This is a genomic window from Roseomonas alba (genome assembly GCF_019430885.1).
Lineage (GTDB): Bacteria > Pseudomonadota > Alphaproteobacteria > Acetobacterales > Acetobacteraceae > Neoroseomonas > Neoroseomonas alba.
Genome location: NZ_JAHYBZ010000002.1, coordinates 171,288 through 196,978, shown reverse-complemented (window position 1 = coordinate 196,978; position 25,691 = coordinate 171,288). Strand labels below are relative to the sequence as shown.

Sequence of the window (25,691 nt, the reverse complement as noted above, 5' to 3'; positions counted from 1 at the left end):
CCTGGCGTCCCATCTTCCCAGCCGGACGGAGGCCCGCCAGGTGCCTGCCGGCGAAGGTCTCCGGGCCGCCAAGGTCAGGGAGGACCCACATGGCCCATTCCATCGCCCATCACGGCGCTGGCGCGCAGGCGCCGCCCGCCATCCGCCGCATCGGCCTCGCCGATCTGCGGGAGGCGCTGTCCCGCGGCGTCGACGATTTCCTCGCCACCCCGACGCAGCTCGTCTTCCTCGCCCTGATCTATCCGGTGGTCGGGCTGCTGGCTGCGCGGCTCGCGTGGGGCGGCAACGCCTTTCACCTGATCTATCCGCTGGTGATGGGTTTCGCCCTGCTCGGGCCTGTCGGCGCGATCGGCCTGTACGAGATCAGCCGCCGGCGGGAGGCCGGCGAGGCGACGAGCTGGCTCGACGCCATCAAGGTGCTGCGCTCGCCGGCCATCCTCTCCGTGCTCGCCCTCGGCATGGTGTTGGTGGGCATCTTCGTCGCCTGGCTGCTGGTAGCCCAGGCGATCTACGACGCTGCCTTCCCCGCCATGCGCCATGCGAGCCTCGGCGCCCTGCTGCGCGACGTGATCGACACGCCGGAAGGGCGCTGGATGATCCTGGCCGGCAATGCGGTCGGGCTGGTCTTCGCGGCGGTGGTGCTGGCGATCTCGGTCGTCGCCTTCCCGCTGATGCTGGACCGCCAGGCCGGGGTCGGTGAGGCGGTCGCAACCTCGCTCCGTGCCGTGATGGCAAACCCCGGCACCATGCTGGCCTGGGGACTGATGGTGCTGGCGGGCTTCGTGCTGGGCTGTCTGCCGCTTTTCGTTGGGCTGGCGGTGGTCATGCCCATCCTGGGGCACGCCACCTGGCACCTGTATCGCAGGCTGCTCGAGGCACCCTAGGCCAAGTGCCTCGAAGCGGCCGGCAGGCTCATACCGGGGGCAACCAAGTTCCGATCTGCGGCCCGAAGAGCCGGGGCCGCGAATGCGGCCCGCCGGCGCTACGCCGGAGACGTGCCTTCGGCACGACGCCAGGCAGACCGAAAGTTAGCGACCGGCGTCTGAGGGCACGAAAAAGGCGCATACCGGCGGCCCGAACAGGGCCGTTGGGTATCAGTGCTTGGCCTGGGTCAGCCGGTCCACATAGGCAATGCCAATGGCCGAGACGATGAAGGCCATGTGGATGATGGTCTGCCACATCACCGATTCCGCCGTGACGGAGGCGTTCGGCAGGCCGATCCGACTTGCCTCGATGAAGGTGCGCAGCAGGTGGATCGAGGAGATGCCGATGATCGCCATCGCCAGCTTCACCTTCAGCACGCCGGCATTCACGTGGCTCAGCCATTCCGGCTGGTCCGGATGCCCCTGCAGCCGCAGGCGGGAGACGAAGGTCTCGTAGCCGCCGACGATGACCATCACCAGCAGGTTCGAGATCATCACCACGTCTATCAGCCCGAGCACCACCAGCATGATCTGCTGTTCCGAGAAGTCTCCGGCATGGGCGACGAGGTGCCAGAGCTCCTTGAGGAACAGGAACACATAGACCGCCTGCGCGACGATCAGTCCGACATAGAGAGGAAACTGCAGCCAGCGCGACCCGAAGATGAGCTGGGCAACAAGGCCCAGCCGGACCGGAGATGTTGCGAGGGCTTCACGCTGCATGGGCATGCCGTCTCCTGATGAGGCGGCGGCGCGATAGCACGAATCCCGGCACGTTACTCCATGGTAATCTGAAGTCGGCCGCTGCGGCGGGCTACCCCGTTCAGGCGGCGCGCTTCAGGCTGAACCGCGCCCAGACCTGTTCCAGCGCGGCCACCAGCCGATCCATGTCGGCGTCGCTGTGCACCGGGGATGGCGTGATGCGCAGGCGTTCGGTGCCGCGCGGCACGGTCGGATAGTTGATCGGCTGGACGTAGATGCCGTGCTCGTCCAGCAGGATGTCGCTGATCGTCTTGCACAGCACCGGGTCGTAGACCATGACCGGCACGATGTGGCTCGGATTCGGCAGATGCGGCACGGCGATCGCGTCCAGCCGCCGCCGCAGCGTCGCCGCGCGCTCGTGCAGCCGGTCGCGTTCGGCGCGGCTGTCCCGCAGATGCTCGATCGCCGCCCGCGCCCCCGCCGCGATCGCCGGCGGCAGCGCGGTCGAGAAGATGAAGCCCGAGGCATAGGACCGCACGAAATCCACCATCGCCGCAGACCCGGCGATGTAGCCGCCGATCACGCCAAAAGCCTTGGCAAGCGTGCCCTCGATGACCGTCAGGCGATGCGCCACGCCGTCGCGTTCCGTCACCCCGCCGCCGGTCGGGCCGTAGAGGCCGACGCCATGCACCTCGTCGCAATAGGTCATGGCGCCGAACGCGTCGGCCACGTCGCAGATATCCGCAATCGGGGCGATGTCGCCATCCATGGAATAGACGCTCTCGAAGGCGACCAGCTTCGGCGTCTCGCGCGGCAATTCGGCCAGGACGCGCCGCAGGTCGGCGACGTCGTTGTGGCGGAACAGGTGCCGGTGGGCCTTGGAATGGCGCATGCCCTCGATCATCGAAGCATGGTTCATCTCGTCCGAGACGATGACGCAGCCCGGGATGCGCGAGGCGAGCGTCGACAACGACGCCCAGTTCGACATGTAGCCGGAATTGAACAGCAGCGCGGATTCCGTCCCGTGCAGGTCGGCGAGCGCGCGTTCCAGCAGGACATGCTCATGATTGGTGCCGGAGATGTTGCGCGTGCCACCTGCGCCCGCCCCGTGGCGATCGAGCGCGGCATGCATCGCGGCCAGCACCTTCGGATGCTGCCCCATGCCGAGATAGTCGTTGGAGCACCAGACGGTGACCTCACGGGCCGTGCCCGCATCATGGCGGATGGCGTGCGGGTAGCGCCCGGCCTGGCGTTCGATGTCGGCGAAGACGCGATACCGTCCCTCACGCTGCAGCGTGTCGAGCTCGGAACGGAAAAAGGCCTCATAGTCCATCGCGTACCTCCGCGGCGGGGCGGGGCCGCAGGGCGCCGCATCCGGCCTCATGGCCCGGACCGGCGTCCCGCGCCTTGACGCGCATCAAGCCGCACATCCGCCCATAAGCCCCTTGCGCGGCAGGCTCAAGACAACATCGGCCATGCTGCCCCACCCCGCCTTGCCATATCGCAAAGCGCCGCACTTCGGCACAATCCATGCATCACCGGGCCGGAGGCCCGACGAACCAAAGGGGAAGGATCTGCGGATGCGACGGATGATGCTGACGGCGGTGCTGGCCATGGGCGCGGCGATACCGGGGATGGCGTTCGCCGAGGAAGGCAATGCCGAAGCCGGCCAGCGCGTCTTCAACCAGTGCCGCGCCTGCCACACGGCCGACCAGGGCGGCCGCAACGGCGTCGGTCCGAACCTGTTCGGCATCGTCGGCCGCAAGGCCGGCTCCATCGAAGGCTTCCGCTACTCCGCCAATCTCCGCGAACTCGCCGAAGGCGGGTTGGAATGGAACGAGGACCGCCTGCGCGCCTACATCCACAACCCGAAATCCGTCATCCCGCGCGGCAGCATGTCCTTCCCCGGCATCCGCAACGAGACGCAGATCAACGACCTGATCGCCTACCTCGCGACGCTGAAGTAGTCACGCCGCGGCGCGCCGCCCGCGATAGGCGGCGAGCGTGCCCGCATGCATCAGCCGGCCGGCGAGCGGCCGGCCGATGATGCGCTCGGCGAGGCGCGCCGCCTCGACCAGGGCTTCGAGGTCGATCCCCGTCCCGATGCCCATCTCGTGGCACAGGAACACCATGTCCTCGGTGCAGATGTTCCCCGCGCCCCTGCTGTCGCCATGCCCGGCGAAGGGACAGCCGCCGAGCCCGGCCACCGCGCTATCGAAATGGCTGATGCCCATCTCCAGCGCCGCCAGGACATTGGCGGCGCCGAGGCCGCGCGTGTCGTGCAGGTGCAGGCCGATCTCGGCCTCGGGCAGCGCGTCGCGCAGCAGGCCGACGGCGCGGCGGATCGCCTGCGGATTGGCCCAGCCCATGGTGTCCGCCAAGTAGAGCCGTGGCAGCGCGAGGCCGCGGTCCCGACAGACGCGGTACGCCCAGACCAACTCTCCCACGGCGCGCTCGGGCGGGATCTCGCCCTCGAAATTGCAGCCGAAGGCAGCCATGACCAGGGCGCGTTCGATCGGCACGCCATCGGCCTCGTAGCGGTCGAGCCAGGCATTCACCCGCTCCCGCATCACCGCCGCCGTGCAGTTGTTGTTGCGCAGCGCGAAGGCATCCGAGGCATAGAGCGCGATGCGCCCACCGATATCCACACCGGGGCAGGCGCGGGCGCGGTCGTAGCCACGCTCGTTCAGCCAGACCGCGTCATAGCGCACCCCCGGCTTGCGGCGGATGGCGGCGAACAGCGCCTCGGCATCCGCCATCTGCGGCACGGCCTTGGGGGAGACGAAGGAGGTGACCTGGATCTCCTCCAGCCCCGTCTCCGACAGGGCATCAACCAGCGCCGCCCGATCGGCCAGGGAAAAGCCGCCGCGCTCGATCTGGAAGCCCTCGCGCGGACCTTCCTCGTGAAAATGCACGTGCTTCGGCAGGTCGGACATGGCGTTTCCCCTGCCATGCCTTCGGGCCGATTGACGGGCACGGCCACGGCATGGACGCTGTTGCTGTGCGGCCGAGTATGCGGTCGTGGCCCGGCCCCCGCCAGAGGGCGCCCGAACGGAGGATGCATCCATGACCCGACCGATCGGTCGGCGTGCGGCCCTGTCCGCGCTTGCCGCCGCCCCTGCCCTGCCCCGTCTCGCCGCGGCCCAGGGCGCCTGGCCCGACCGCCCGATCCGCGCCATCGTCGCCTTTCCCGCGGGCAGCGGCACCGACGTCACCACGCGGCTGCTGACCGAACCGATCGCGGCGGACCTCGGCCAGCCCATCGTGGTGGACAATCGTGGCGGCGCGAACGGCTTCATCGCCTCCGAGGCCGTGGCCCGGTCGCGGCCGGATGGCTACACCTTCCTCTTCACCGCCAACACCACGCATGGGTCGAACCCGGCGCTGTTCCGCCGCCTGCCCTACGACCCGGTGAACGACTTCGCGCCCGTCGCGCTCATCGGCGTCGGCGTGCTGCTGGTTGTGGTGAACAATGACCTGCCGATCCGGTCCATGCAGGACCTCGTCGCCTATGCGCGCGCCAATCCGGGTCGGCTGAACTTCGCCTCGGGCTCCGCTTCCTCCCGCGTCGCGGGGGAGATGTTCAAGTCCATGGCGAATGTGGACATGGTGAACGTCACCTACCGGTCGAACCCGCTCGGCATCACCGATGTCATCGGCGGCGTCGCGCAGGTCATGTTCGTCGATGCAACGACCTCGGCCCCGCATGCGCGCGAGGGCCGCGTGCGGGCGATCGGCGTGACCAGCCGGCAGCGCGTCGCGATGCTGCCCGACGTGCCGACCGTCGAGGAACAGGGCTTCCCCGGCTACGAGATGCTGTCCTGGAATGCCGTCTATGCGCCCGCCGGCACGCCGGCGCCGATCGTGCTGCGCATGAACGAGTTGATCAACGCCGCCATGGCGAAGCCGGACATCGCCGCACGCCTGACCGCGAACGGCATGGTGCTGCGCCCCGGCAGCCCCGAGGACCTGGCCAATTTCCAGGCCGCGGAGATCGACAAGTGGAAGCGACTGGTGACGGCGGCAGGGATCGAACTGCAATGACCGAGGGTGTCCTCGCAGGGCTGCGCGTGGTCGAGCTCGGCCAGGTGCTGTCCGGCCCCTTCGCCGGGGCGATCTTCGCCGATCTCGGTGCCGAAGTGATCAAGGTCGAGAAGCCAGAGGGCGGCGACGATGCCCGCCAGATGGGTCCCGCCTTCCGCCATGGCGACGCGCTGAACTTCCACGAATTCAACCGCGGCAAGCAGTCGGTCACGCTCGACCTGAAATCGCCCGAGGGCGTCGAGGCACTGCATGCGCTGCTCGAGACCGCGGACATCATGCTTCACAATCTCCGCCCCGGCGTGGCCGAGAGCCTCGGTATCGGACCGGAGGAGGTCACGGCACGCCATCCGCGCCTGATCTACTGCGCCATGGGCGCCTTCGGTCATGTCGGGCCCGAGAAGCTGCGGCCCGGCTACGAACCGCTGCTGCAGGCCTTCGGCGGGCTGTCGTCGATCACCGGCGAACCGGGCGGGCCGCCCGTGCGCATGGGGGCATCGGTCGTCGATCAGGGCACGGGGATGTGGACCGTCATGGGGGCGCTCGCGCTGCTGGAACGGCGGCACCGGACCGGGCGCGGCGGGGTGGTGAACACCTCGCTGCTGGAAACCGCGCTGCTCTGGGCCGGGCAGAAGATCAGCAGCTATGTGAACACGGGGAAGATGACGGAGCGCCACGCCTCCGGCCATCCGAACTTCGTACCCTACCAGGCCTTCGATGCGGCGGACGGGCCGATCCTGGTCTGCTGCGGCAATGACCGGCTCTTCGCGCGCTTCGCGGGTGAGCTTGGCCACCCGGAATGGGTCACGGATGAACGCTTCGCGAAGAACCGGCAGCGGCTGGTGAACCAGAAGACGCTACTGCCGCTGATCGCCGCGATCATGAAGGGCAGCAGCCGCGCCGACTGGCTGCAACGCCTCCAGCGCACCGGTATTCCCTGCGCCCCGGTCAACGCCATCCCCGAAGTGCTGGAGGAACCGCAGGTCCAGGCGCTGGAGATGGTGCAGACCGTGCCCGGCGAGGATTTCTCGCTGGTCGCCCTGCCGCTCTCCTTCGACGGCGAGCGCCCAAGGGTGAAGAGCGCCGCGCCGCGGCTCGGCCAGCACAATGCGCGGGTGGCGAAGGCGGCGGAGTAGCTACTCCTTCTCGATCCTCGCCATCTGCACCACGCGGCCCCAGCGCTCGCGGTCTTCGGCGAGCATGCGGTCCATGTCCTCGGGCGTGCCGCCCAGCGGTTCCGATCCCCAGGAAGCGAGACGCTCCTGGACCTCGCGCGTCTTCACGATGCGGTCGATCTCCGTCGCGAGGCGCCGGCGGATCTCGATCGGCGTGCCGGTGGGCGCGCCATAGCCCATCCAGGCATTGGCTTCGTAGCCGGGCAGGCCGGCCTCCTCCATGGTCGGCACATCCGGCAGCAGGGCGAAGCGGCGCTTGGTGCCCACCGCGAGCGGGATGAGCCGCCCCGAGCGGAAATCCTCGAGGAAGGAGGGCACCTGCTCGATGACGAGCTGGATACGCCCCGCGAGCAGATCCGTCCGCGCCGGCGCGCCGCCGCGATACTGCACCATCTCCAGTTCAAGCCCGCCGGCCATGGCCCGGAACATCTCGACCGTCAGGCGGGACGCCATGCCCGAGGTCGCGAAGTTCAGGCTGCCCGGGTTCGCGCGGGCGCGGTCGAGGAATTGCTGCACGCTGGTGATGCCGAGCGAGGCGGGCACCGCCATGACGTATGGAATATTCGCGACCATGCAGACGCCGCAGAGGTCGCGCGCCGGGTCGTAGGGCAGGTTGCGATAGACATGCCCGTTCACCGCCATCGGCCCGGGCGACCCCGCCAGCAGCGTGTAGCCATCCGGCGCGGCCTTCGCGACGGCATCCGCGCCGATCACGCCGAAGGCCCCGGCCCGGTTCTCCACCACCACCTGCTGGCCCAGCGGGGCGCCGAGATTGTCGGCGACCAGCCGCGTCATCAGGTCGGTCGTCCCGCCCGGTGCGAAGGGCACGATCACGCGGATCGGGCGGGTCGGAAAGCCTTGGGCGAGCGCCGGCCGGGCCAGCGCGATGGCGGCGGGAATGCCGAGGAGGAGGCGGCGGGTCGTCACGGGCATGCGGGCGGCTCCGGCGGAAGGCCGGTCATTGCCGGCGGGTCGGAAGGGTCGTGCAGCGTCCTCGCCCGCATAGCAGCGGATTTGAATTCAATTTACAACCGTCAGCGCGCCCGCAGCGACCGCAGCAGCCGCGCGCCGGCATCATGAACATGCAGCCGCAGCAGCAGTCCAAGCCGGTCGCCATCGCCTTCCCGCAGGGCCGCCAGGATGTCGCGATGCTCGCGGTTCACCTGGCCCCGGCTGTTGGCGATTTGCCCGCCCAGACGGATGTAGCGCTCCACGCGGTTGCCCAGCACGCCGAGCAGTTCCCCCATGACACGCCGTCCGCTCGCCGCATGGATGCGGTCGTGAAAGCGGCGATTGTGTTCGCCGAAGCTGCGGCCGCCTTCCGGGGTGCCTGCCGGCAGCGCTTCCATCGCCGCGACCTCGACCTCCAGCGCCGCGAGGTCCGCCTCGGTCCGGAGCCGCGCCGCGGCCTGGCCGATGCGTTCCTCGAACAGGGCGCGGATCTCGAAGATCTCGGCGATGTCGGCGGGGTCGAGGGCGGCGACGACATAGCCGCGCCGCGGGCGGGATTGCGCCAGGCCCTCGGCCTCGAGCTGGCGCAGCGCCTCGCGCACCGGGGGGCGGGAGACGCCGAGCCGCCCGGCGATGTCTTCCTGGCGCAGCAGCGCCTCGGGCGCGATGGCGCCGGACAGGATCGCCTCGCGCAGATGCGCGGCGACGAAGGCCGGCACCGAGGCATGGACGGCCTGGGCGCCGGGGCCCGGTTCGGGGAGATCGAGGTAGGGGGCGTGGGTCATGGTAAAATTGAATTCAAAATGCCTGGACAGCCTGCCCGGATGCAAGCAGCCTTTGCGCCGACGCCCCGGAGCCCGCGCCCATGCCGATGATCCTCGCCGCCAATGCCAATGCCCAGGGCAGCCATGTCGGCGAATGGCGGCACCCGGATGCCTGGGACAAGCCCGCCGCGAACATCGCCAACGCCGTGCGCCTCGCGCAGATCGCCGAGGCCGGGAAGATGGACCTGCTCTTCCTCGCCGACGGCAACGGGGTGCGGAACCTCGACAAGCCGGATCTGTTCGCCGCGACCTCGCCCTCCGACCGGCCTGGCGTCTTCGAACCCGTCACGCTGCTCTCCGCGCTGGCGATGGTCACGCGGCACATCGGCCTGGTCGCGACCACCACCACCACCTACGACGAGCCCTTCCACGTTGCCCGGCGCTTCGCTTCGCTCGACCACATCAGCGGCGGACGCGCGGGGTGGAACCTCGTCACCACCTCCAACCCCGGCGATGCGCTGAACTTCTCGCGCGAGGAGCATGTCGCGCGCCCCACGCGCTACGAACGCGCCAATGAATTCGCCGAGGTCGTGAAGGGGCTTTGGGATTCCTGGGCCGATGACGCCTTCCCGCAGGACAAGGCCTCCGGCCGCTTCCTGCACCCCGACAAGGTGCACGCGCTCAATCACAAGGGCCCGCATTTCCAGGTCGCGGGTCCGCTCAACGCGCCGCGCCCGCCGCAGGGCCATCCCGTCGGCTTTTCGGCAGGACAGTCCGAGACAGGCAAGGATCTTGCCGCACGCCATTCCGACTGCGTCTTCGCCATCGAGGGATCGCTGCCCGCCGCCCAGACGCTCTATGCCGACATCAAGGGTCGGCTGGCGAAGTACGGTCGCGCGCCCGACGACCTGAAGATCCTCAGCGGCGTGACGATCTTCGTGGGCGAGACGGCACAGGAAGCCGAGGATCTTGCCGGCGCGCTGGACGATCTGGTGCCGGTCGCGGTGGGCGTGGACTACCTGTCGAAGATGATGGGCCAGGACATGAAGCGGTATCCGCTCGACGAACCGATGCCGGATTTCGACGGCCGCTATGCCGGGCCGACCGGCATCGGCCAGGCGATCCTGAACGTCGCGCTGGAACAGGGCCTGACGGTGCGCCAGACCTCGCGCCGCATCCTGCCGCAGATGGCCGGCAACATGTTCAAGGGCGATCCCATCCAGGTCGCCGACGTGATGGAGCAATGGTATCGCGGCCAGGGCTGCGACGGCTTCATGGTCGCCGCCCCGGTCGTGCCCACCGGGCTCGAACGCTTCACCCGGCTGGTGATCCCCGAGCTCCAGCGTCGCGGCCTGTTCCGCACCGAATACGAAGGCCGCACGCTGCGCGAGAATCTCGGGCTGAAGCGGCCACCCGACCGCTTCAGCCGATAGGCATTACACCTTCGTCAGGAATTCCGGACCGATCTCGGGGATCGTATTCGCCCCGATCAGCGCCAGGTCGCGGTTGATCTCCTCCTGCAGCAGATCGATCGCGCGCTCCACGCCGGGCTGCCCGCGCACTGCGGCCGCGCAGAGCATCGGCCGTCCCACGAAGACGAAGGACGCGCCGAGCGCATAGGCCTTCAAGACATCCGTCCCGCGCCGCACCCCGCCGTCATAGATGACGGGCATGCCGCCGGCGACCTTCACGATCTCGGGCAGCATGCGCAGGCCGGACACCGCGCCATCGAGCTGCCGGCCGCCATGGTTCGACACCATGACGCCGTCGACGCCGATCTCCTTCGCGCGCACCACATCGTCAGGGTGCAGCACGCCCTTGATCAGCACCTTGCCGGGGAAGCGCCTACGGATCAGTTCCAGATGCGGCCAGGACAGGCCGTCGCGCGCCCCGAAGGCGCGCTCCAGCTCGCGCGACAGGATGGGCGGGCCGCGCCCGGCATCCATGTTCTCGAAATACGGCATGCCGTGGTTCTTCAGCGTCCGGAACCAGGTGCCGAAGGACCATTGCGGGTGCGTCGCACCCTGCCAGAACAGCTTGAAGCTGGGCTTCAGCGGAATGGAATAGCCGTTGCGGATGTTGTTCTCGCGGTTGGACGAGACCTGCACATCCACCGTCAGCACGAAGGTCTTGAAACCCGCGGCGATGACGCGGTCGACCAGTGGTTCGATGCGCGACGGCTCGCCCGGCAGGTAGGCCTGGTACCAGGCATCCGGGTTCGCCTTGGCGATCTCCTCCAGCTTGATCAGCGAGGAGGCCGACATGATCATCGGGATGTTGCGCGCCTTCGCCGCCTCGGTCAGCACCAGGTCGCCGCGATAGGCGAGCAGGGCCGAGGACCCCATCGGCGGAATACCGAAGGGTGCCGCGTATTCCTTGCCGAACAGCGACATCCGGGTGTGCCGCGCCCGGGCATCGACCAGCACGCGGGGGATGAAGCCGTATTCGGCGAAGGCGCGGCGATTGTCCTCGAGCGACCAGTCGGTCTCGACGCCGCCGGCCATGTAGCCATGCAGCATCTTGGGCAAATGGCGCTTCGCCGCGACCTCGAAATCGTTGAGGGACAGGAATTTCGCGAGGCTCGGGGGCACCGGCGGCGCCGCGCGCTTCTGGGACAGGGCCTGGGCGGTGGCAGGGGCGCGGGACTGCGCGGAACCTTCGGCGGTCATGGACATTTCATCCCGGGATCACTTGGGACGGTGATTTTGGCCGGGAATGGGGCGGGTGGCCAGCCGGCTACTCCCCGACCCGGAAGGCATCGGCTATGCGCCGGGCGGTGCCGTCCGCCGCCACGATCACCACGTCGAACCGCATGCCCGCCTCCCCGTGGCCGGGATGGACCGCCAGCCAGCATTCCGCCGCCGCGACGAGCCGCGCCCGCTGGCGCGGGCCGAGCGCGAAGGCAGCCTCGGCCAGGGAAGGCCGGGCCTTCACCTCGACGAAGGCCAGCAGTCCGTCGCGTTCCGCGACCAGATCAATCTCGCCTGCCGGCGTGCGGGCGCGCTGCGCGAGGATCGCCCAGCCTTCCGCCGCCAGCGCCCGTGCGGCGATGCCCTCCGCGTCGCGGCCCGAGGCTTCCGCGCGGCGTCCCCGCAGCAGGCGACGCGTTCCTTCGTTGAAACCGGTCATGCCGCTATCCTGCCGCCATGATCCTGCGCCGCGCCATCCTGCTGCTCCTCCTCTTCACCGGATTCGCGAATGCCCAGACGCCCGCCCGGCGCTTCATGGTCTCCGCCGGCCATCCGCTGGCGGTCGAGGCCGGGCTCGGCGTGCTGCGGGACGGCGGCAACGCGGTTGATGCCGCCATCGCCGTGCAGATGGTCCTGACGCTGGTCGAGCCGCAATCCTCCGGCATCGGCGGCGGCGCCCTGCTGCTGCATTTCGCCGCCGGCAGCGGCCGCCTGACCGCCTGGGACGGGCGCGAGACCGCCCCCGCCGCCGCGACCCCCGACCTCTTCCTGCGCGACGGCCGCCCCCTGCCCTTCATGGAGGCCGTGACGAGCGGCCGGTCCGTGGGCGTGCCGGGCACGGTCGCGATGCTGGCGGCGGCGCATCGCGAACTCGGCCACCTGCCCTGGCCGCGCCTGATCGCGCCCGCCATCCGCCTCGCCGAGGAGGGCTTCCCGATCAGCGCCCGCCTCGCGCGCGACATCGCCGCCGATGCGGAGAACCTGAAGCGCGACGCCAATGCCGCCGCCTATTACTTCTCGCCCGCCGGCGAGCCGCTCCCCCAAGGCCATCGCCTGCGCAACCCCGCTCTGGCCGAAACCTTGCGCGCCATCGCGGAGCAGGGCGCGCAGGCCATGGCCCAGGGGCCGATCGCCGACGCCATTGTCGCCGCCGTCACGACCCATCCGCACCTGCCGGGGGCGATGGCGGCGACCGACCTGTCCACCTACGCGCCCCGGCGGCGGGAGGCGATCTGCAGCCCCTATCGCCGCTTCCGCGTCTGCGGATTTCCGCCGCCGTCGTCGGGCGGCATCGCGGTCGCGCAGATCCTCGGCCTGCTGGCGCACACGACGATGCGCCCCCTCGACCCCCATGGCGTGGAGGCGGCGCATTGGCTGGGCGATGCCGGCCGCCTCGCCTTCGCCGACCGCAACGCCTATGTCGCCGATCCCGACTTCGTCTCGGTGCCGACACGCGGCCTGACCGATGCGGCGTATCTGACGGCCCGCGCGCAGATCCTCGACCGCGACCGCGCCGTCGCATCCGCCCGCGCCGGCAATCCGCCCTGGCGCGAGACCCGCTACGCCCCGCAGACCCAGGAACGCGAGGCCGGCACCAGCCAGGTCTCCATCGTCGACGCCGACGGCAACGCCCTGTCCATGACCACCACGGTCGAGGCCCTGTTCGGCGCCCGCCTGATGGTCGCGGGCTTCATGCTGAACAACGAGCTGACCGACTTCTCCTTCACCCCCGAACGCGACGGCCGCCCCATCGCCAACCGCGTCGAGGGCGGCAAGCGCCCGCGTTCCTCCATGTCCCCCACCATCGTGCTCGACGCCGACGGCAAGCTGTATGCGGTCACCGGATCGCCCGGCGGCGCCCGCATCATCGGCTATGTCGCGCAGTCGCTGGTCGCGCTGCTCGACTGGGGCATGACCCCGCAGGAGGCCGCCGCCCTGCCCCATATCGGCACGCTCGGCGGTCCCATCGAGGTCGAGGCCGACACCTCCGCCGCCGCCCTGGCCCCAGCGCTGCGCGCCATGGGCCATGAGGTCCGCATCACCGAGATGAATTCCGGCCTGCAGATCATTCGCGTGACGCCCGACGGCCTGGTCGGGGGTTCGGATCCGCGGCGCGAGGGCGTGGCCCTCGGTGACTGATCGCTCTTCCGCGCGTTAGAGCACGATGACCGCAGGTGCGCATGCACCGAAGGTCTGAATCGCGCGACCAAACAACAGGTTAGAGTGTGATTGGTGAACGGATGTGAACCGATCACACCCTAGGCCCGCGAAAGACGGAGACCCACATGATTCGCATCACCCTCGCCGCCTGTCTCGTGCTTGCCCTCGCCGCCCCCGCGCGCGCCGAGGAAACCCGCCAGATCGGCTATGTGAACACCGCGCTGACCAATCTCGGCCTGACGCGCAGCCACCGCGTGGTGGTCGAGCGCTTCAACGACCCCAAGGTCGCCGGCGTGTCCTGCTACATCAGCGAGGCGCGCACCGGCGGCATCAGCGGCACGCTGGGACTGGCGGAAGACCCAGGCCGCTTCTCCCTGACCTGCGTCGCGACCGGAGACGTGCAAGTGTCCGACGGCGCCCGCCGCGGCGAACGCGGGGAACAGGTCTATGAGAGCAACACCTCGCTGTTCTTCAAGGAAACGCGTGTGCAGCGCTTCATCGACGAGGAACAGGGGGCGGTCGTGTACCTGGCGTGGTCGACACGGCTTGTGGACGGGTCGCCATTCAATGCGGTAGCGGTGGTGCCGTATCGGTGAGGGCGAGCGGGGATGGGCTTCGTCCCTCCCCGAAACCCCAACCCACTAAAGGCCAAAAGTCCTTTGGAAATTAATACTTAGGGTTTTTTGGAAAATTCGCTCTTATATTTTGAACTTTCAATCCTGCGGCTACCTGAGGCCCGTCCTGCTGAAGGTGATCTGCTGATTCATGTCGTATCCAGCACGAAAATGGGGCGGACGCTCTACCCGCAGATTGATCTCGATTTCCCGTAGCCCGCGTCCCGACTGGCCGAGATTGCATGGACTGCGCGGCCTAACACCGATGATCGTTTCACCGGGTGGCAGAAAAAGCGTGACAGTTTGCCCAGACCAAAGCGTTGCTGATGGCTCACCCTCGACCTGGACCTCCATCGAACAGCCTGCCCCGACGTAGCCACCATCTCTCGTAACCGTCACGGGTACGTATCCGTCGTGGCGCTCACCATGGGCAAGGATCTCGCCGGGCCTCGCCTCGCTTGGTCTCAGTGGCCGGGTGGAGCAAGCACATACCGCCAAAGCGACACCTGCCAAGAACGCGACTATCCGCATATGAACCTCCCGGGAAACGATAGCGGGTGGTTCGAGACCGGCAGCAAGAACTAAACGCGGCCCATGGCCATCGTTACCCTTCAAGAACCAGAAGCGAGCCGGCGCAACAGCGTCCTACGACGCCAGGGCCTCACCCGCCCCCCGAAGCCAATTCAAGGTTTCCAAAGGCCCTTCGGCCTTTGGCGGGGTGGTCTGGAGGGGCAGAGCCCCTCCAGCCTCCTCACGCCGCCATGTCCCGCCCTTCCTCCACCGCGTGACACGCCACCAGCGCATCCCCTGCCACCTCCATCTCCGGCCGTTCCCGCTTGCAGCGATCATTCGCCAGCGGGCAACGCGGATGAAACGCGCAGCCTGTCGGCGGGTCGATCGGCGACGGTACTTCGCCCGCCACCGGAATGCGCTCCCGCCCCGTCATGTCGAGGTCCGGGATCGCCTCCATCAGCGCGCGCGTGTAGGGATGGCGCGGCCGCTCGAACAGGCTTTCAGCCGGGGCGAGTTCCACCAGGCGCCCGAGATACATCACCCCGATCCGGTCGCTGACCTGCCGCACCACGGCGAGGTTATGGCTGATGAACAGGTAGGTCAGCCCCAGCCGCTGCTGTAGCTCCTTCATCAGGTTCAGGATCTGCGCCTGCACGGACACGTCCAGCGCCGAGGTCGGTTCGTCGCAGACCAGGAATTCCGGGTTCGACGACAAGGCGCGCGCGATGGAAATCCGCTGCCGCTGCCCGCCCGAGAATTCATGCGGGAATTTCTGACCGTCGAGCGGCGACAGGCCGACCTGCGTCAGCAATTCCGCGACGCGGTTCGCCTGTTCGCTGCGGGTCGTCACCAGGCCGAAGGCGCGGATCGGCTCGGCGATGATGTCCGCCACGCGCCAGCGCGGATTCAGTGACGCGTAGGGATCCTGGAAGATCATCTGCATGCGCCGGCGCTGATCGGCCATGCCGCGGGCTTCGGCCAGGTCGCGTCCGTCGAACACGGCCTCACCGACGGACGGTTCGTAGAGTCCGACCGACAGTCGCGCGACGGTGGACTTGCCGCAGCCGGATTCGCCGACCAGCGACAGCGTCGTGCCCTTGGGGATCGCGAAGGTCACGCCATCCACGGCCCGCAGCAGGCGCCTTCCCTCGCCCGAGATCAGGCGTTGCAGCGCCGGGCGGGACACATCGAAATAGCGCGCGAGGTCGCGCGCCTCGAACATCGGCACCGCATCAGCCACGGGCGGCCTCCGTCTCGTAGAGCCAGCAGGCGGCCTCGGTCGTACCGGCCGGCATCAGGTCTGGCCGGACCTCGCGGCATTTGTCGAAGACCCTGGGGCAGCGCGGATTGTAGGCACAGCCCTTCGGGATCGCGGACAGGCGCGGCATGGCGCCATCGATCTGCGCGAGCCGTTCGACGCGCCGATCCAAAGGCGGGATCGAGGCCATCAGCCCGGCCGAATAGGGATGGTTCGCGTGCTTCACCACCTCCCGCACCGGGCCGATCTCGGCGATGCGGCCGGCATACATGACGGCGACGCGGTCGGCGGTCTCGGCGATCACGCCCATGTCGTGGGTCACCAGCATCATCGCCGTGCCCTTCTCCCGCGCCAGCCGCTTCAGCAGAGCGATCACCTGCGCCTGGATGGACACGTCGAGCGCCGTGGTCGGCTCATCCGCTACGATCAGCCGCGGTTCGGCGCACAGCGCGAGTGCGATCACCACGCGCTGCCGCATGCCGCCGGAGAACTCATGCGGGTAGCTGTCGATGCGCTGCGCGGCCGCCGGGATGCCCACCATCTCCAGCCAGCCGATGGCGCGCTTGCGGGCCTCGGCGGGGTTGATCGGCAGATGGGTGGTCATCGTCTCCACCAATTGCCGGCCCACCGTGTAGAGCGGGTTCAGCGTGGTCAGCGGGTCCTGGAAGATCGCGCCGATCTCCTTGCCGCGGATGCGCCGCATCTGCTCGTAGCGCAGATTGTCGATGCGGCGGCCGTCGAGCAGGATCTCGCCCTTCGCGATGCGCCCGGGTGGCTCCAGCAGCCCGATGATGGCGGCACCGGTCATCGACTTGCCGGCGCCGGATTCACCGACCACGCCCAGCACCTCGCCCGGCGCGATCTGGAAGGACACGTCGTCGAGGGCGACCAGAGTGCCGCGCCGCGTGGGGAATTCGACGCGCAGGTTCTTCACCTGCAGCAGGGGAACAGCGTTCGACATCAGCGCAGCTTCGGGTTCAGGGCGTCGCGCAGCCAATCGCCCAGCAGGTTGACGGACAGCACCATCGCGACGAGCGCGACGCCGGGGAAGATCGTGATCCACCACTCGCCCGAGAACAGGAAGTCGTTGCCGATCCTGATCAGCGTGCCGAGCGAAGGCTGGGTCGGCGGCACGCCGACGCCAAGGAAGGAGAGCGTCGCCTCCGACAGGATGGCGAGGCCGAGGTTGAGCGTCGCCACCACCAGCACCGGCCCCACCACATTGGGCAGGACGTGCGTCGCCATGATGCGCAGCTTCGGCACGCCGATGACGCGCGCGGCCTGGACATATTCCTTGTTGCGCTCGACCAGCGTCGACCCGCGCACGGTGCGCGCGAATTTCGGCCACTCGCTGATGCCGATGGCGAAGATCACGACGAAGATCGCGATCTGGTCATGCACCTCGCGCGGCACCACGGCGCGCACCACGCCATCGACCAGAAGTGCCACCAGGATGGAGGGAAAGGTGAGCTGGATGTCGCAGATGCGCATCAGCAGCCCGTCCACCGCCCCGCCGACATAACCGGCGATCAGCCCGACCGACACGCCGACCAGCGTCGCGAAGGCCGTCGCCGAAAGCCCCACCAGCAGCGACACCCGCGCCCCGTACATGATGGCCGAGAGCACGTCCCGCCCCTGGTCGTCGGTGCCGAGCAGATATTCGGCCACGCCGTCCTCCGCCCAGACCGGCGGCTTGAAGGCGTCGATCAGGTTCAGGCTGGCCAGGTCGAAGGGATCATGCGGCGCGATCCAGGGCGCGAGCGCGGCCCCAAATATGCAGACCAGCGCGACGACCGCGGACAGCACCGTGACCGGGGACCGCTTGAACGACCACCACAGGTCGGAATCGAAGAAACGCTTCACCACAGCGGCCATGTCAGTGTCCCCCCTTGCCGCGCCCGATGCGCAGCCGCGGGTCCACCGCGTAATAGAGCAGGTCGACGATCAGGTTGATGGTCACGAAGACCACGGCGATCAGCAGCAGATAGGCGCTCATCACCGGAATGTCTGCCACGCCGACCGATTGGATGAACAGCAGCCCCATCCCGGGCCACTGGAACACCGTCTCGGTGACGATGGCGAAGGCGATGATGGCCCCCAGTTGCAGCCCGACGATGGTGATGACCGGCACCAGCGTATTCTTCAGCGCATGGCCGAAATGCACGACGCGGTTCGGCAGGCCGCGCGCACGGGCGAACTTGATGTAGTCGCTGCGCAGCACCTCCATCATCTCCGCCCGCACCAGGCGCATGATCAGCGTCAACTGGAACAGCCCGAGGGTGATGGAGGGAAGGATCAGCGCCTTGATCCCCGACCAGGTCAGGAAGCCGGTGGACCACCAGCCGATCTGCACCGTGTCCCCCCGTCCGAAGGAGGGCAGCCAGCCCAGCCATACCGCGAAAACCAGGATCAGCAGGATGCCGATCAGGAAGGTCGGCAGCGACACGCCGACCAGCGAGAAGGTCAGGAAGAAGCGGGACAGCCAGGAATTCCGGTAGAGCCCCGTATAGACCCCCATCGGCACGCCGATCGCCAGCGACAGCACCGCCGCGCAGAAGGCCAGTTCCAGCGTCGCCGGCGCACGTTCCGCGATCAGTTCTGCGACCGGCCGCGACAGGCGGTAGGACAGTCCGAACTGCCCCTGCACCGCATTGCCGACGAATTCCGCGAACTGCACCCAGAAGGGCTGGTCGAGGCCAAGGTCGCGCACCAGCGCGTCGCGCTGCGCCTCGGTGAAGTCCTGGCCGAGCATGATCGCCACGGGGTCGCCGACATAGGCGAACATGGCGAAGGAGATCAGCGAGACCGTCAGCAGGACCGGTATCGCCTGGAGGATGCGGCTGATGACGAAGGCGAACATTCATGTGCTCCGTCCCGGGTGCGGCCGGCATCCGCCGCCGCCCCCGGGGTGATTGTCAGAGTCTGATTGGAAACGCGCCTCGCGGCGCGCTTCCAAGTCCGGCACCGGCCCGCACCCCCAGCGGGCCACCCAACGGAAGTATACTGAATTGGGGGGCCCGCTGGGGGTGCGGGCCAGTGCCGAATTTTCCAAACAGGCTCTCAGTTCATTCGCGCCCAGCGGAAATAGGGCTGGTTGTTGGCCATGTGCGGAATGGTGAAGTTCGCGCGCATGGCCCAGGGGATCATCTGGTGGTGCAGCGGGATGTGGGGGATGTCCTCCCGATAGATCCGCAACGCCTCGCGGATCGCCGCATCGCGCGGCGCGCCGGACTGGTTCACCATGATGCCGATCAGTTCGTCCATCCGGGCGTTGGAATACCGCCCGTAATTCCAGATGCCGTTGCCCTGCCCGCCATCGCGAGAGCGCAGCAGCGATTGGAAGGAATACAGGGCATCGAGCGTCGGCACGCCCCAGCCCAGCAGGTAGACCGAGGTGTCGTCCCGCTGGATCTTGGCGAAGAAGGGCGCGAGAGGCATGGCGTTCAGCCGCGTCCGCACGCCGACCCGCGTCCACATGGCAGCGACCGCCTGGCAGATCTGCTCGTCATTGATGTAGCGGTTGTTTGGGCAGTCCAGCGTCACCTCGAAGCCATTCGGATAGCCTGCCTCGGCCAGCAACTGCCGCGCACGCGCCTGATCATAGGGCAGGCGGACATCTTCCTCCTGTGAATAGCCGTTCACCTGCGGCGGGAAGAAGGTGCCGGTCACCACGGACTGGCCGCGCATGACGGTGCGGTGGATCGCCTGGATGTCGATTGCCTGGTACAATGCCTGGCGCACCCGCAGATCCTTGAAGGGGTTGCGGCCGCGCACATCCGAATAAAGCAGCTCGTCGCGATAGACGTCCATCGCCAGGAAGATGGTGCGGACCTCCGGCCCCTCCGTCACCTTGATGTTCGGCGCGGCGCGCAGCCGGTTCAGGTCCTGCAGCGGCGGGTCCAGCACGAAATCCACCTCGCCCGAGAGCAGCGCCGCGACGCGCGTCGCGTCGGAGGAGATCGGCCGGTAGATGATCTCCTGGATATTGGCCTCGCGGCTCGCCGGCTCGCGCCAGCCCCACCAGTCGCGGTTGCGCACCAGCACCGTGCGAACGTCCGGTTCGCGGGTCTGAAGCCGGAAGGCGCCGGTGCCATTGGCGTTGCGGGTGGTGAACATCTCCTCGCGCGCGCGCGTGTTCTGCGGGCGGGTGGCGTTGTGCGCCTCGGACCAGCTCCGCGACATGATCATGAGGGAGGCGATCTTGTTCGGCAGAATCGGGTCGGCGACCGTGGTGATCACGTCCACCACCAGCGGTTCGACCTGGACCGCGCGGTCGATGGTGTCCACGTAGATGGCGTAGTTCGAGGTCGGCTGCTGCGCTCGCGTCACGCTGAAGACGACATCCTCGGCGGCGAAGGCCTGGCCTTCGTGGAACGTCACGCCGTCACGCAGCCAGAAGCGCCAGCGCGTCGGTTCCACCTGCTCCCAGCGCGTTGCCAGGCCCGGTGCAAGGCCGAGATCCTGGTTGCGCGCAATGAGCGTGTCGTAGATCTGCTGCAGCACCATGGTCACGGTGCCGACATTCTGGCTGTGGGGATCCATGGTGTTCGGATCGCCCGAGGCGGACCAGCGCACGGTCTGCGCCTCCGCGGCCCATCCCGCGCAGAGGCCCATGGCCAGCGCGGCTGCCATCAGCAGCTTTCGCATCCCTCATTCTCCCTCATTGCCCAGCCCCGGCTCCGTTGATCGGTCCGGAATCTCCCATATTGCGGCCTATAGGGCGGCGGGCGGCGGCGGGGAAGAGGCTTGCGCATCCTCCACGCCCGGCTCGCCGGCGAATTGCAGCAGCAACGTGTAGCCCACCGCCAGCACCACGGGCCCGAGGAACAATCCCAGGAAGCCGAAGGCCAGCACGCCCCCCAGCGCCCCCATCAGCGTCAGCAGCAGCGGCAGGTCCGCCCCGCGCGCGATCGCCCAGGGCCGGATGATGTTGTCCACCGACGACACCACCAGCCCGCCATAGAGCAGCATGAAGATGCCCCAGCCCGTCTGCCCCTGGGTCAGCAGCCACAGCCCCGCCGGCGCCCAAACCAGCGGCGCACCGACCGGGAAGATCGAGATCACCCCGGTCACCACGCCGAGCAGCACCGGCTGCGGCACGCCCGCGATCCACAGGCCGAGCCCGGCCAGGATGCCCTGCGCGACCGCCGTGCCGACCAGCCCCCAGACCACGCCGCGCGTCACATCCGCGGCGAGGCGCATCATACGGCTGCCCGTCTCACCCCCGAGGCGCTGCATCAGCGCCTGCGCCCGCCCGGCCATGGCCGGCCCGTCGCGATAGAAGAAGAAGGCGAGGACGATGGCGAGCAGCAGTTCCGCCAGCCCCGACAGCACGGCCAGCAGTACCGAGACCGCCTGCTGCGTGAGCGTCCCCGCATAGGGCCGCAACAGGCCTGCGAGGCCGAGCAGGTCGAATTCCGCATCGCCGATCCATTGGTGGATCCAGGGCCCCACCACCGGCAGCCCGGACAGCCAGACGCCGAGGCCGGGCAGCCCCTCGGTCAGCAGCCCCTCGATGCTGGCGCGCAGCGCCTCCACCTCCTCCCGGTTCGTCGGTGCGGCGAGCGCGATGGGCAGCCCGATCAGCAGGAACATGGCGGCGACCATCAGCGCCGCGGCGAAGCCGCGCGACAGGCGCGCCTTCTCCCGCAGGAAGGCGAAGATCGGCCAAGTCGAGAAGGCCAGGATCACCGCCCAGAGAAGCGCCGAGATGAAGGGCCGCAGCACCAGCAGGCAGGCCGCCGCCAGGGCCGCCAGCGCCGCGATCCCGATGATGCGCGCCGCGCGCGGGGTATCCATGGGCATGCTGCCATCCTGCCCGAAGCCGCCGGCCGAGGCGAGCACGGGGCTGGCCCGCCGGGGCGGGCGAAGCTAGCCTTCCGGGAAGCAACGCCAGCCAGTGGGGGAAACACCGTCAATGCCGCGCTTCGCCGCGAACCTCTCGATGATGTTCAACGAGGTCCCCTTCCTCGACCGCTTCGACCGCGCCGCCGAGGCCGGGTTCAAGGCGGTGGAGTTCCTCTTCCCCTACGACTTCCCCGCCGCCGAGATCGCCGCCCGACTGAAGGCGAACGGGCTGCAGCAGGTACTGTTCAACGCGCCCCCCGGCGACTGGACCAAGGGCGAGCGCGGCATGGCCGCCCTGCCCGGCCGCCAGGGCGAGTTCCGCGAGGCGATCTGGAAGGCGCTCGACTACGCCGCCACCCTGTCCTGCCCGCGGCTGCATGTCATGGCGGGGCTGATCCCCGATGGCGTGCCGCACGACACGCTGACCGCGGTCTATGGCGCGAACCTCGCCTGGGCGGCCGAGGAATGCACCAAGGCCGGCGTGAAGCCGGTGATCGAGCCGATCAACCACCGCGACATCCCGGGATTCTTCCTCAACACCACCGACCAGGCGGCGGCGATCATCAACGCCGTGGGGCCCGATAAGGTAGGGATGCAGTTCGACCTCTATCACTGCCAGATCACCGAGGGCGACATCGTGAAGCGGGTCGAGAAGCACCTGCCGCTGATCGCCCACATGCAGGTCGCCGACAATCCCGGCCGCAACGAGCCCGGCACCGGGGAAGTGAACTGGCCCTTCGTCTTCGAGCGCATCGACGCGCTCGGCTTCCGCGGCTGGATCGGCTGCGAATACCGCCCGGCGGGCGAGACGGTCGCCGGCCTCGGGTGGTTCGCGCCCTATCGCGGGTAAGGGCGGGCGGGACAGAAGGCAAGCGTCGCCCCGCGACGGATGCCCCGGGTCAGCGCCGCGCCGTCGTCGTGCGGCGCGCCGGCTCGCAATCCTCGAGGAAGACCGTCATCTCGCGCGCCATGGCGTCACGCCCGATCGCAAGACCGGCCACGCCGCCGACCAGCACCTGCAACTCCCCGCCCTCGGGCGCGGGATATTCGGCCCGGGCCTGAGCCAGTGCGCGGGCAAAGGCTGTACGCCCCACGGTGAAGCGCAGCCGGTCCTCAGACTCATCGACCGGAACGGCCGGCACCGCGATGAAGCCGCCGCGCGGATCCCCGAAGCCCACATCGAGCCGCACCCCCGGGGCCGCCTGGATGCCGGTGAGGTCCATGGTCCAGACGCCATGCGCCGGGCAACCCATCTCGAGCGCCATCATCGCATAGGGAAGCCCCAACCCGGTGCCGAGCACGGAGAAGACCGGCCGCCCCGAGACGTCATCGGCCATGCGGGCAAAGCTGTCCTGCGCGTGCGCCGGCGCGGCGGAAAAACCGGCCCACAGCAGGGACAAGGCAATCGCGGCCGCCTTGCAGCCGCCCCGCCGGGACGGGAGAGTGCGCATCGCTCCGCTCGCTCCACGAAACGGTAATTGTCATAGACGGAATGCAACCCGGTCGCGCGTCTTGTTTTCCGGAATTTCTTCAGATTTTACATCAACGGCAGCCGGCGTGTTCGCATGGTGCCAAAGCCGCTATTCCTCGCCCATCCGATGTGACCTGCCCTACAGGAGAGAAACGCATGAAGATCGCCTTCATTGGCCTCGGCATCATGGGCCGCCCCATGGCCGGGCACCTCAAGGCCGCAGGCCATGACATCACCGTCGTCGAGCGCAAGAGCCTGACCGCCGAGGATCGCGCCGCCTTCGCCGTCGCCCCGGACGCCAGGACCGCCGTGGCGGGCGCCGAGGCCGTCATCCTGATGGTCCCCGATACCGCCGATGTCGAGGCGGTGCTGTTCTCCGCCGGCGGCGTGGCGGAGGGGCTGAAGGCCGGCACCCTCGTGATCGACATGTCCTCGATCAGTCCGACGGCGACCAAGGGTTTCGCCGAGAAGATCGCCGCGAAGGGCTGCGACTATCTCGACGCGCCGGTTTCCGGCGGCGAGGTCGGCGCCAAGCAGGCAACCCTGACCATCATGGTCGGCGGGTCCGAGGCCGCATTCGCGAAGGCAACGCCCCTATTCGAAGCCATGGGCAAGAATATCACGCTGGTCGGCCCGGTCGGCGCCGGACAGACCTGCAAGGTGGCGAATCAGATCATCGTCGCGCTGACCATCGAAGCGGTGGCTGAAGCACTGACGTTCGCGTCCAAAGCGGGGGCCGATCCGGCCAAGGTACGTCAGGCCCTGATGGGCGGGCTCGCCACATCGCGCATTCTTGAACTGCACGGTGAACGCATGATCAAGCGCACATTCGCGCCCGGATTCCGCATTCGCCTGCATCAGAAGGACCTGAATCTGGCGCTCTCGGCGGGGCGTGATCTGGGCGTCGCGCTGCCCAATACTGCCTCCACACAGCAGCTTTTCTCTGCGGTTGCGGCCGCGGGCGGTGCGGAGCTCGACCATTCCGGCCTCGTCAAGGCGCTCGAGACGCTGGCCGCGCACAAGGTCGCGGAAGACGCTTGATCCATCCTTGAAACGCCTGGCACGGGAAACCGTGCCATGGCGAAAGGCATGAGATTACGTCTCGAAAAGCGCAATTGCTGTCGCTATCCTGACCTACCATGGCCTTCCGGGTGAGGTTGATATGCGATTCGCGGAAATCGGCCAGCAGTTGCGGGCCTATCGTCTTGAATCTGGTCTGCGGGCTGAAGAAATCGCCGCCCGGCTCGGCGTGTCACGTGCCGCCCTGTACCGGTACGAGAAGGGCGAGGTCATCAAGCTCGACACGATCCGCCGGCTTGCGGAACTGCTGAAGATTTCACCCCTCTCACTGCTGGGCATCGGTGTCGAGTATTTCGGCCGCCCGGCCGCCTTCCAGGAGCGGCTCCGCCAGGTCGAGGAACAGGCCGACCAGGTGCTGCAGGTCGGCGGCGGGCTCTGCTACCCGGTCTCGACCGACGCCTTCGACGGCGCGCTGGCCGAGGCCTGGACTGAGGCGGCGGATGCCAGCCCCGACCGCCTGCTGGCGCGCACCCAGGTCGAGCAGATGCTGGGCCTGCTCACCGCGCGCAAGAAGCTGCACCAGTCGCGCAGGCCGAACATCATCGCCCTGTTGGGCGAAGCGACCATCGCCCGCATGCTGACGGAAGGCGTCGCCCCCGGCCTTGCCCTGTCCGAACGCGCGCGCATGCGCTGCCGCCTCGCCGCCCGCGCCGAGGTGGAGGCCATTGCCGAACAGATGGAGAGCGTGCCGATCGGGTTGCAGATCGGCCTGATCGCCGGCGGCGAGCCGGCGGGCCCCTTTATGGTGATGCGCGGCCGCGAGCGCGCGCATGTGGTGGGTAGCGCCTTCGCGCCGGACACGCATCCGAATGCGACCGCCGGCGTCGCCTTCATCACCGCAGCGGACGAAGCCGTCGGCACGCATCAGCGCGTGGCCGAGGCCGCCTGGCGGGAGGCTCTCAAGGGAGCGGAAGCGACGGCACGGATCAAGGCCCTGCTCCGCAGCACCGCGCCGGAGTAGCCTGGGTCCGGCTGACGACGGCGCAATCGCTCCGCTTCGGCGGAGCGGCCATGTCTGACGATCCGAGCAGTCGAACAGCCCAGGCCTGAAGCGAGCGCTGTCCTCGCGCCGATGAAACTGCGACCGGCACAATTGCGAACATCGCCGCACCAGCTGGGGCGACGAGCCAGCCGGATCGGACATACCGCGCGGGACGGCGACCAATGCCCCAGGTTGGCGGCGAGCACCTGCCCTTCGTTTATGCACCTGGAGCATTTCCGGCGAACTTCCGTTCACCGGCAATGTTCTAGGTATTTGTTTTTGCGAACATCTTCACCTGTCCAGATCAGTTTATCCGGACAGGATCTGCTGTAGAGCATTCTTCGCGCACGCTGGAACGGCGCCAGCCCGCCCCCACCGAACGGCCACCCATCCAGAACACTGCCGTCGGATGGCCGTGTGGGGGTGCGGGCTGGCGCCGTTCGATCGAAAAATGCGCTAGCCCAGCGTCGGCGCTCCGTGGCGCGGCGCGCGGAAGGCTGACCGCGTCGACTTGGCCAGTGGT

At 68.5% G+C, this 25,691-nt stretch carries 24 protein-coding genes; 10 read left to right on the top strand and 14 right to left on the bottom strand.

Translation table 11 applies throughout. From position 1 onward, the window contains the following. Positions 1-89: 89 nt before the first annotated feature. Positions 90-884 carry a DUF2189 domain-containing protein gene (locus KPL78_RS05335; RefSeq protein WP_219761888.1) on the top strand — a complete coding sequence of 265 codons (795 nt, stop codon included), beginning with the start codon at positions 90-92 and terminating at the stop codon, positions 882-884. A 210-nt stretch (positions 885-1,094) separates the two neighbouring features. On the opposite strand, the gene KPL78_RS05330 is transcribed toward KPL78_RS05335, so the two are convergent. Together KPL78_RS05330 and hemA are read right to left on the bottom strand one after the other, a co-directional pair. Further along, a complete protein-coding gene (locus KPL78_RS05330; protein ID WP_219761887.1) occupies positions 1,095-1,649 on the bottom strand; it encodes a TIGR00645 family protein in 555 nt (184 codons plus the stop codon). Positions 1,650-1,743: 94 nt separating this feature from the next. Further along, positions 1,744-2,955: a 5-aminolevulinate synthase gene (hemA, locus tag KPL78_RS05325; protein WP_219761886.1), complete on the bottom strand. Its 1,212-nt coding sequence runs from the start codon at positions 2,953-2,955 to the stop codon at positions 1,744-1,746. 247 nt (positions 2,956-3,202) lie between these two features. Here hemA and KPL78_RS05320 point away from each other — a divergent pair, with 247 nt between their 5' ends. Beyond that, a complete protein-coding gene (locus KPL78_RS05320; protein WP_219761885.1) occupies positions 3,203-3,589 on the top strand; it encodes a c-type cytochrome in 387 nt (128 codons plus the stop codon). On the opposite strand, the gene KPL78_RS05315 is transcribed toward KPL78_RS05320, so the two are convergent. Beyond that, positions 3,590-4,558 (bottom strand): hydroxymethylglutaryl-CoA lyase, encoded by a 969-nt coding sequence (locus tag KPL78_RS05315; RefSeq protein ID WP_219761884.1) that lies wholly within the window; start codon positions 4,556-4,558, stop codon positions 3,590-3,592. It lies immediately after the preceding gene. Between the two features lie 130 nt (positions 4,559-4,688). Here KPL78_RS05315 and KPL78_RS05310 point away from each other — a divergent pair, with 130 nt between their 5' ends. Together KPL78_RS05310 and KPL78_RS05305 are read left to right on the top strand one after the other, a co-directional pair. Beyond that, positions 4,689-5,666 (top strand): Bug family tripartite tricarboxylate transporter substrate binding protein, encoded by a 978-nt coding sequence (locus KPL78_RS05310; RefSeq protein ID WP_219761883.1) that lies wholly within the window; start codon positions 4,689-4,691, stop codon positions 5,664-5,666. Continuing rightward, positions 5,663-6,799 carry a CaiB/BaiF CoA transferase family protein gene (locus tag KPL78_RS05305; RefSeq protein ID WP_219761882.1) on the top strand — a complete coding sequence of 379 codons (1,137 nt, stop codon included), beginning with the start codon at positions 5,663-5,665 and terminating at the stop codon, positions 6,797-6,799. Before KPL78_RS05310 ends, KPL78_RS05305 begins: the two co-directional genes overlap by 4 nt. Here the strand turns inward: KPL78_RS05305 and KPL78_RS05300 are convergent, their stop codons facing one another. Together KPL78_RS05300 and KPL78_RS05295 are read right to left on the bottom strand one after the other, a co-directional pair. Then, positions 6,800-7,771 carry a Bug family tripartite tricarboxylate transporter substrate binding protein gene (locus KPL78_RS05300; RefSeq protein ID WP_219761881.1) on the bottom strand — a complete coding sequence of 324 codons (972 nt, stop codon included), beginning with the start codon at positions 7,769-7,771 and terminating at the stop codon, positions 6,800-6,802. 101 nt (positions 7,772-7,872) lie between these two features. After that, positions 7,873-8,574 carry a GntR family transcriptional regulator gene (locus tag KPL78_RS05295; RefSeq protein ID WP_219761880.1) on the bottom strand — a complete coding sequence of 234 codons (702 nt, stop codon included), beginning with the start codon at positions 8,572-8,574 and terminating at the stop codon, positions 7,873-7,875. Between the two features lie 80 nt (positions 8,575-8,654). Between KPL78_RS05295 and KPL78_RS05290 the strand changes: the two genes are divergently transcribed. After that, a complete protein-coding gene (locus tag KPL78_RS05290; RefSeq protein WP_219761879.1) occupies positions 8,655-9,986 on the top strand; it encodes an LLM class flavin-dependent oxidoreductase in 1,332 nt (443 codons plus the stop codon). Positions 9,987-9,989: 3 nt separating this feature from the next. On the opposite strand, the gene KPL78_RS05285 is transcribed toward KPL78_RS05290, so the two are convergent. Together KPL78_RS05285 and KPL78_RS05280 are read right to left on the bottom strand one after the other, a co-directional pair. Continuing rightward, the gene (locus tag KPL78_RS05285) at positions 9,990-11,222 is read right to left on the bottom strand and encodes an alpha-hydroxy acid oxidase (RefSeq protein ID WP_219761878.1); all 1,233 of its coding nucleotides are present in this window, start codon (positions 11,220-11,222) and stop codon (positions 9,990-9,992) included. 67 nt (positions 11,223-11,289) lie between these two features. After that, positions 11,290-11,682: a YraN family protein gene (locus tag KPL78_RS05280; RefSeq protein ID WP_219761877.1), complete on the bottom strand. Its 393-nt coding sequence runs from the start codon at positions 11,680-11,682 to the stop codon at positions 11,290-11,292. A 17-nt stretch (positions 11,683-11,699) separates the two neighbouring features. On the opposite strand from KPL78_RS05280, the gene ggt reads away from it, so the two are divergent. Both ggt and KPL78_RS05270 read left to right on the top strand, forming a co-directional pair. Then, a complete protein-coding gene (ggt, locus tag KPL78_RS05275; RefSeq protein ID WP_219761876.1) occupies positions 11,700-13,382 on the top strand; it encodes a gamma-glutamyltransferase in 1,683 nt (560 codons plus the stop codon). 146 nt (positions 13,383-13,528) lie between these two features. Next, positions 13,529-13,999 carry a CreA family protein gene (locus KPL78_RS05270; protein ID WP_219761875.1) on the top strand — a complete coding sequence of 157 codons (471 nt, stop codon included), beginning with the start codon at positions 13,529-13,531 and terminating at the stop codon, positions 13,997-13,999. Positions 14,000-14,768: 769 nt separating this feature from the next. On the opposite strand, the gene KPL78_RS05265 is transcribed toward KPL78_RS05270, so the two are convergent. The 6 genes from KPL78_RS05265 to KPL78_RS05240 form a co-directional block, all read right to left on the bottom strand. Further along, a complete protein-coding gene (locus KPL78_RS05265; RefSeq protein ID WP_369412639.1) occupies positions 14,769-15,770 on the bottom strand; it encodes an ABC transporter ATP-binding protein in 1,002 nt (333 codons plus the stop codon). Then, positions 15,763-16,749 (bottom strand): ABC transporter ATP-binding protein, encoded by a 987-nt coding sequence (locus KPL78_RS05260; RefSeq protein WP_219761874.1) that lies wholly within the window; start codon positions 16,747-16,749, stop codon positions 15,763-15,765. The genes KPL78_RS05265 and KPL78_RS05260 overlap by 8 nt, the downstream gene beginning before the upstream one ends. Then, positions 16,749-17,663, bottom strand: a complete 915-nt coding sequence (locus KPL78_RS05255; RefSeq protein ID WP_219761873.1) for an ABC transporter permease — start codon at positions 17,661-17,663, stop codon at positions 16,749-16,751. The genes KPL78_RS05260 and KPL78_RS05255 overlap by 1 nt, the downstream gene beginning before the upstream one ends. 1 nt (position 17,664) lies before the next feature. Continuing rightward, on the bottom strand, positions 17,665-18,648 hold the full coding sequence (locus tag KPL78_RS05250) for an ABC transporter permease (RefSeq protein ID WP_219761872.1): 984 nt from the start codon (positions 18,646-18,648) through the stop codon (positions 17,665-17,667). A 200-nt stretch (positions 18,649-18,848) separates the two neighbouring features. After that, positions 18,849-20,435, bottom strand: a complete 1,587-nt coding sequence (locus tag KPL78_RS05245; protein ID WP_255568653.1) for an ABC transporter substrate-binding protein — start codon at positions 20,433-20,435, stop codon at positions 18,849-18,851. A 66-nt stretch (positions 20,436-20,501) separates the two neighbouring features. Beyond that, positions 20,502-21,593 carry an AI-2E family transporter gene (locus tag KPL78_RS05240; RefSeq protein WP_219761871.1) on the bottom strand — a complete coding sequence of 364 codons (1,092 nt, stop codon included), beginning with the start codon at positions 21,591-21,593 and terminating at the stop codon, positions 20,502-20,504. Between the two features lie 112 nt (positions 21,594-21,705). On the opposite strand from KPL78_RS05240, the gene otnI reads away from it, so the two are divergent. After that, complete coding sequence (otnI, locus tag KPL78_RS05235; RefSeq protein ID WP_219761870.1) at positions 21,706-22,485, top strand: 2-oxo-tetronate isomerase; 780 nt, start codon at positions 21,706-21,708, stop codon at positions 22,483-22,485. A 49-nt stretch (positions 22,486-22,534) separates the two neighbouring features. On the opposite strand, the gene KPL78_RS05230 is transcribed toward otnI, so the two are convergent. After that, positions 22,535-23,086 (bottom strand): hypothetical protein, encoded by a 552-nt coding sequence (locus KPL78_RS05230; RefSeq protein WP_219761869.1) that lies wholly within the window; start codon positions 23,084-23,086, stop codon positions 22,535-22,537. 176 nt (positions 23,087-23,262) lie between these two features. On the opposite strand from KPL78_RS05230, the gene KPL78_RS05225 reads away from it, so the two are divergent. Next, entirely contained in the window at positions 23,263-24,147 is an 885-nt protein-coding gene (locus KPL78_RS05225; protein WP_219761868.1) for a 2-hydroxy-3-oxopropionate reductase, read from the top strand. A gap of 121 nt (positions 24,148-24,268) precedes the next feature. Further along, positions 24,269-25,147 (top strand): helix-turn-helix domain-containing protein, encoded by an 879-nt coding sequence (locus KPL78_RS05220; RefSeq protein WP_219761867.1) that lies wholly within the window; start codon positions 24,269-24,271, stop codon positions 25,145-25,147. Positions 25,148-25,691: the final 544 nt, after the last annotated feature.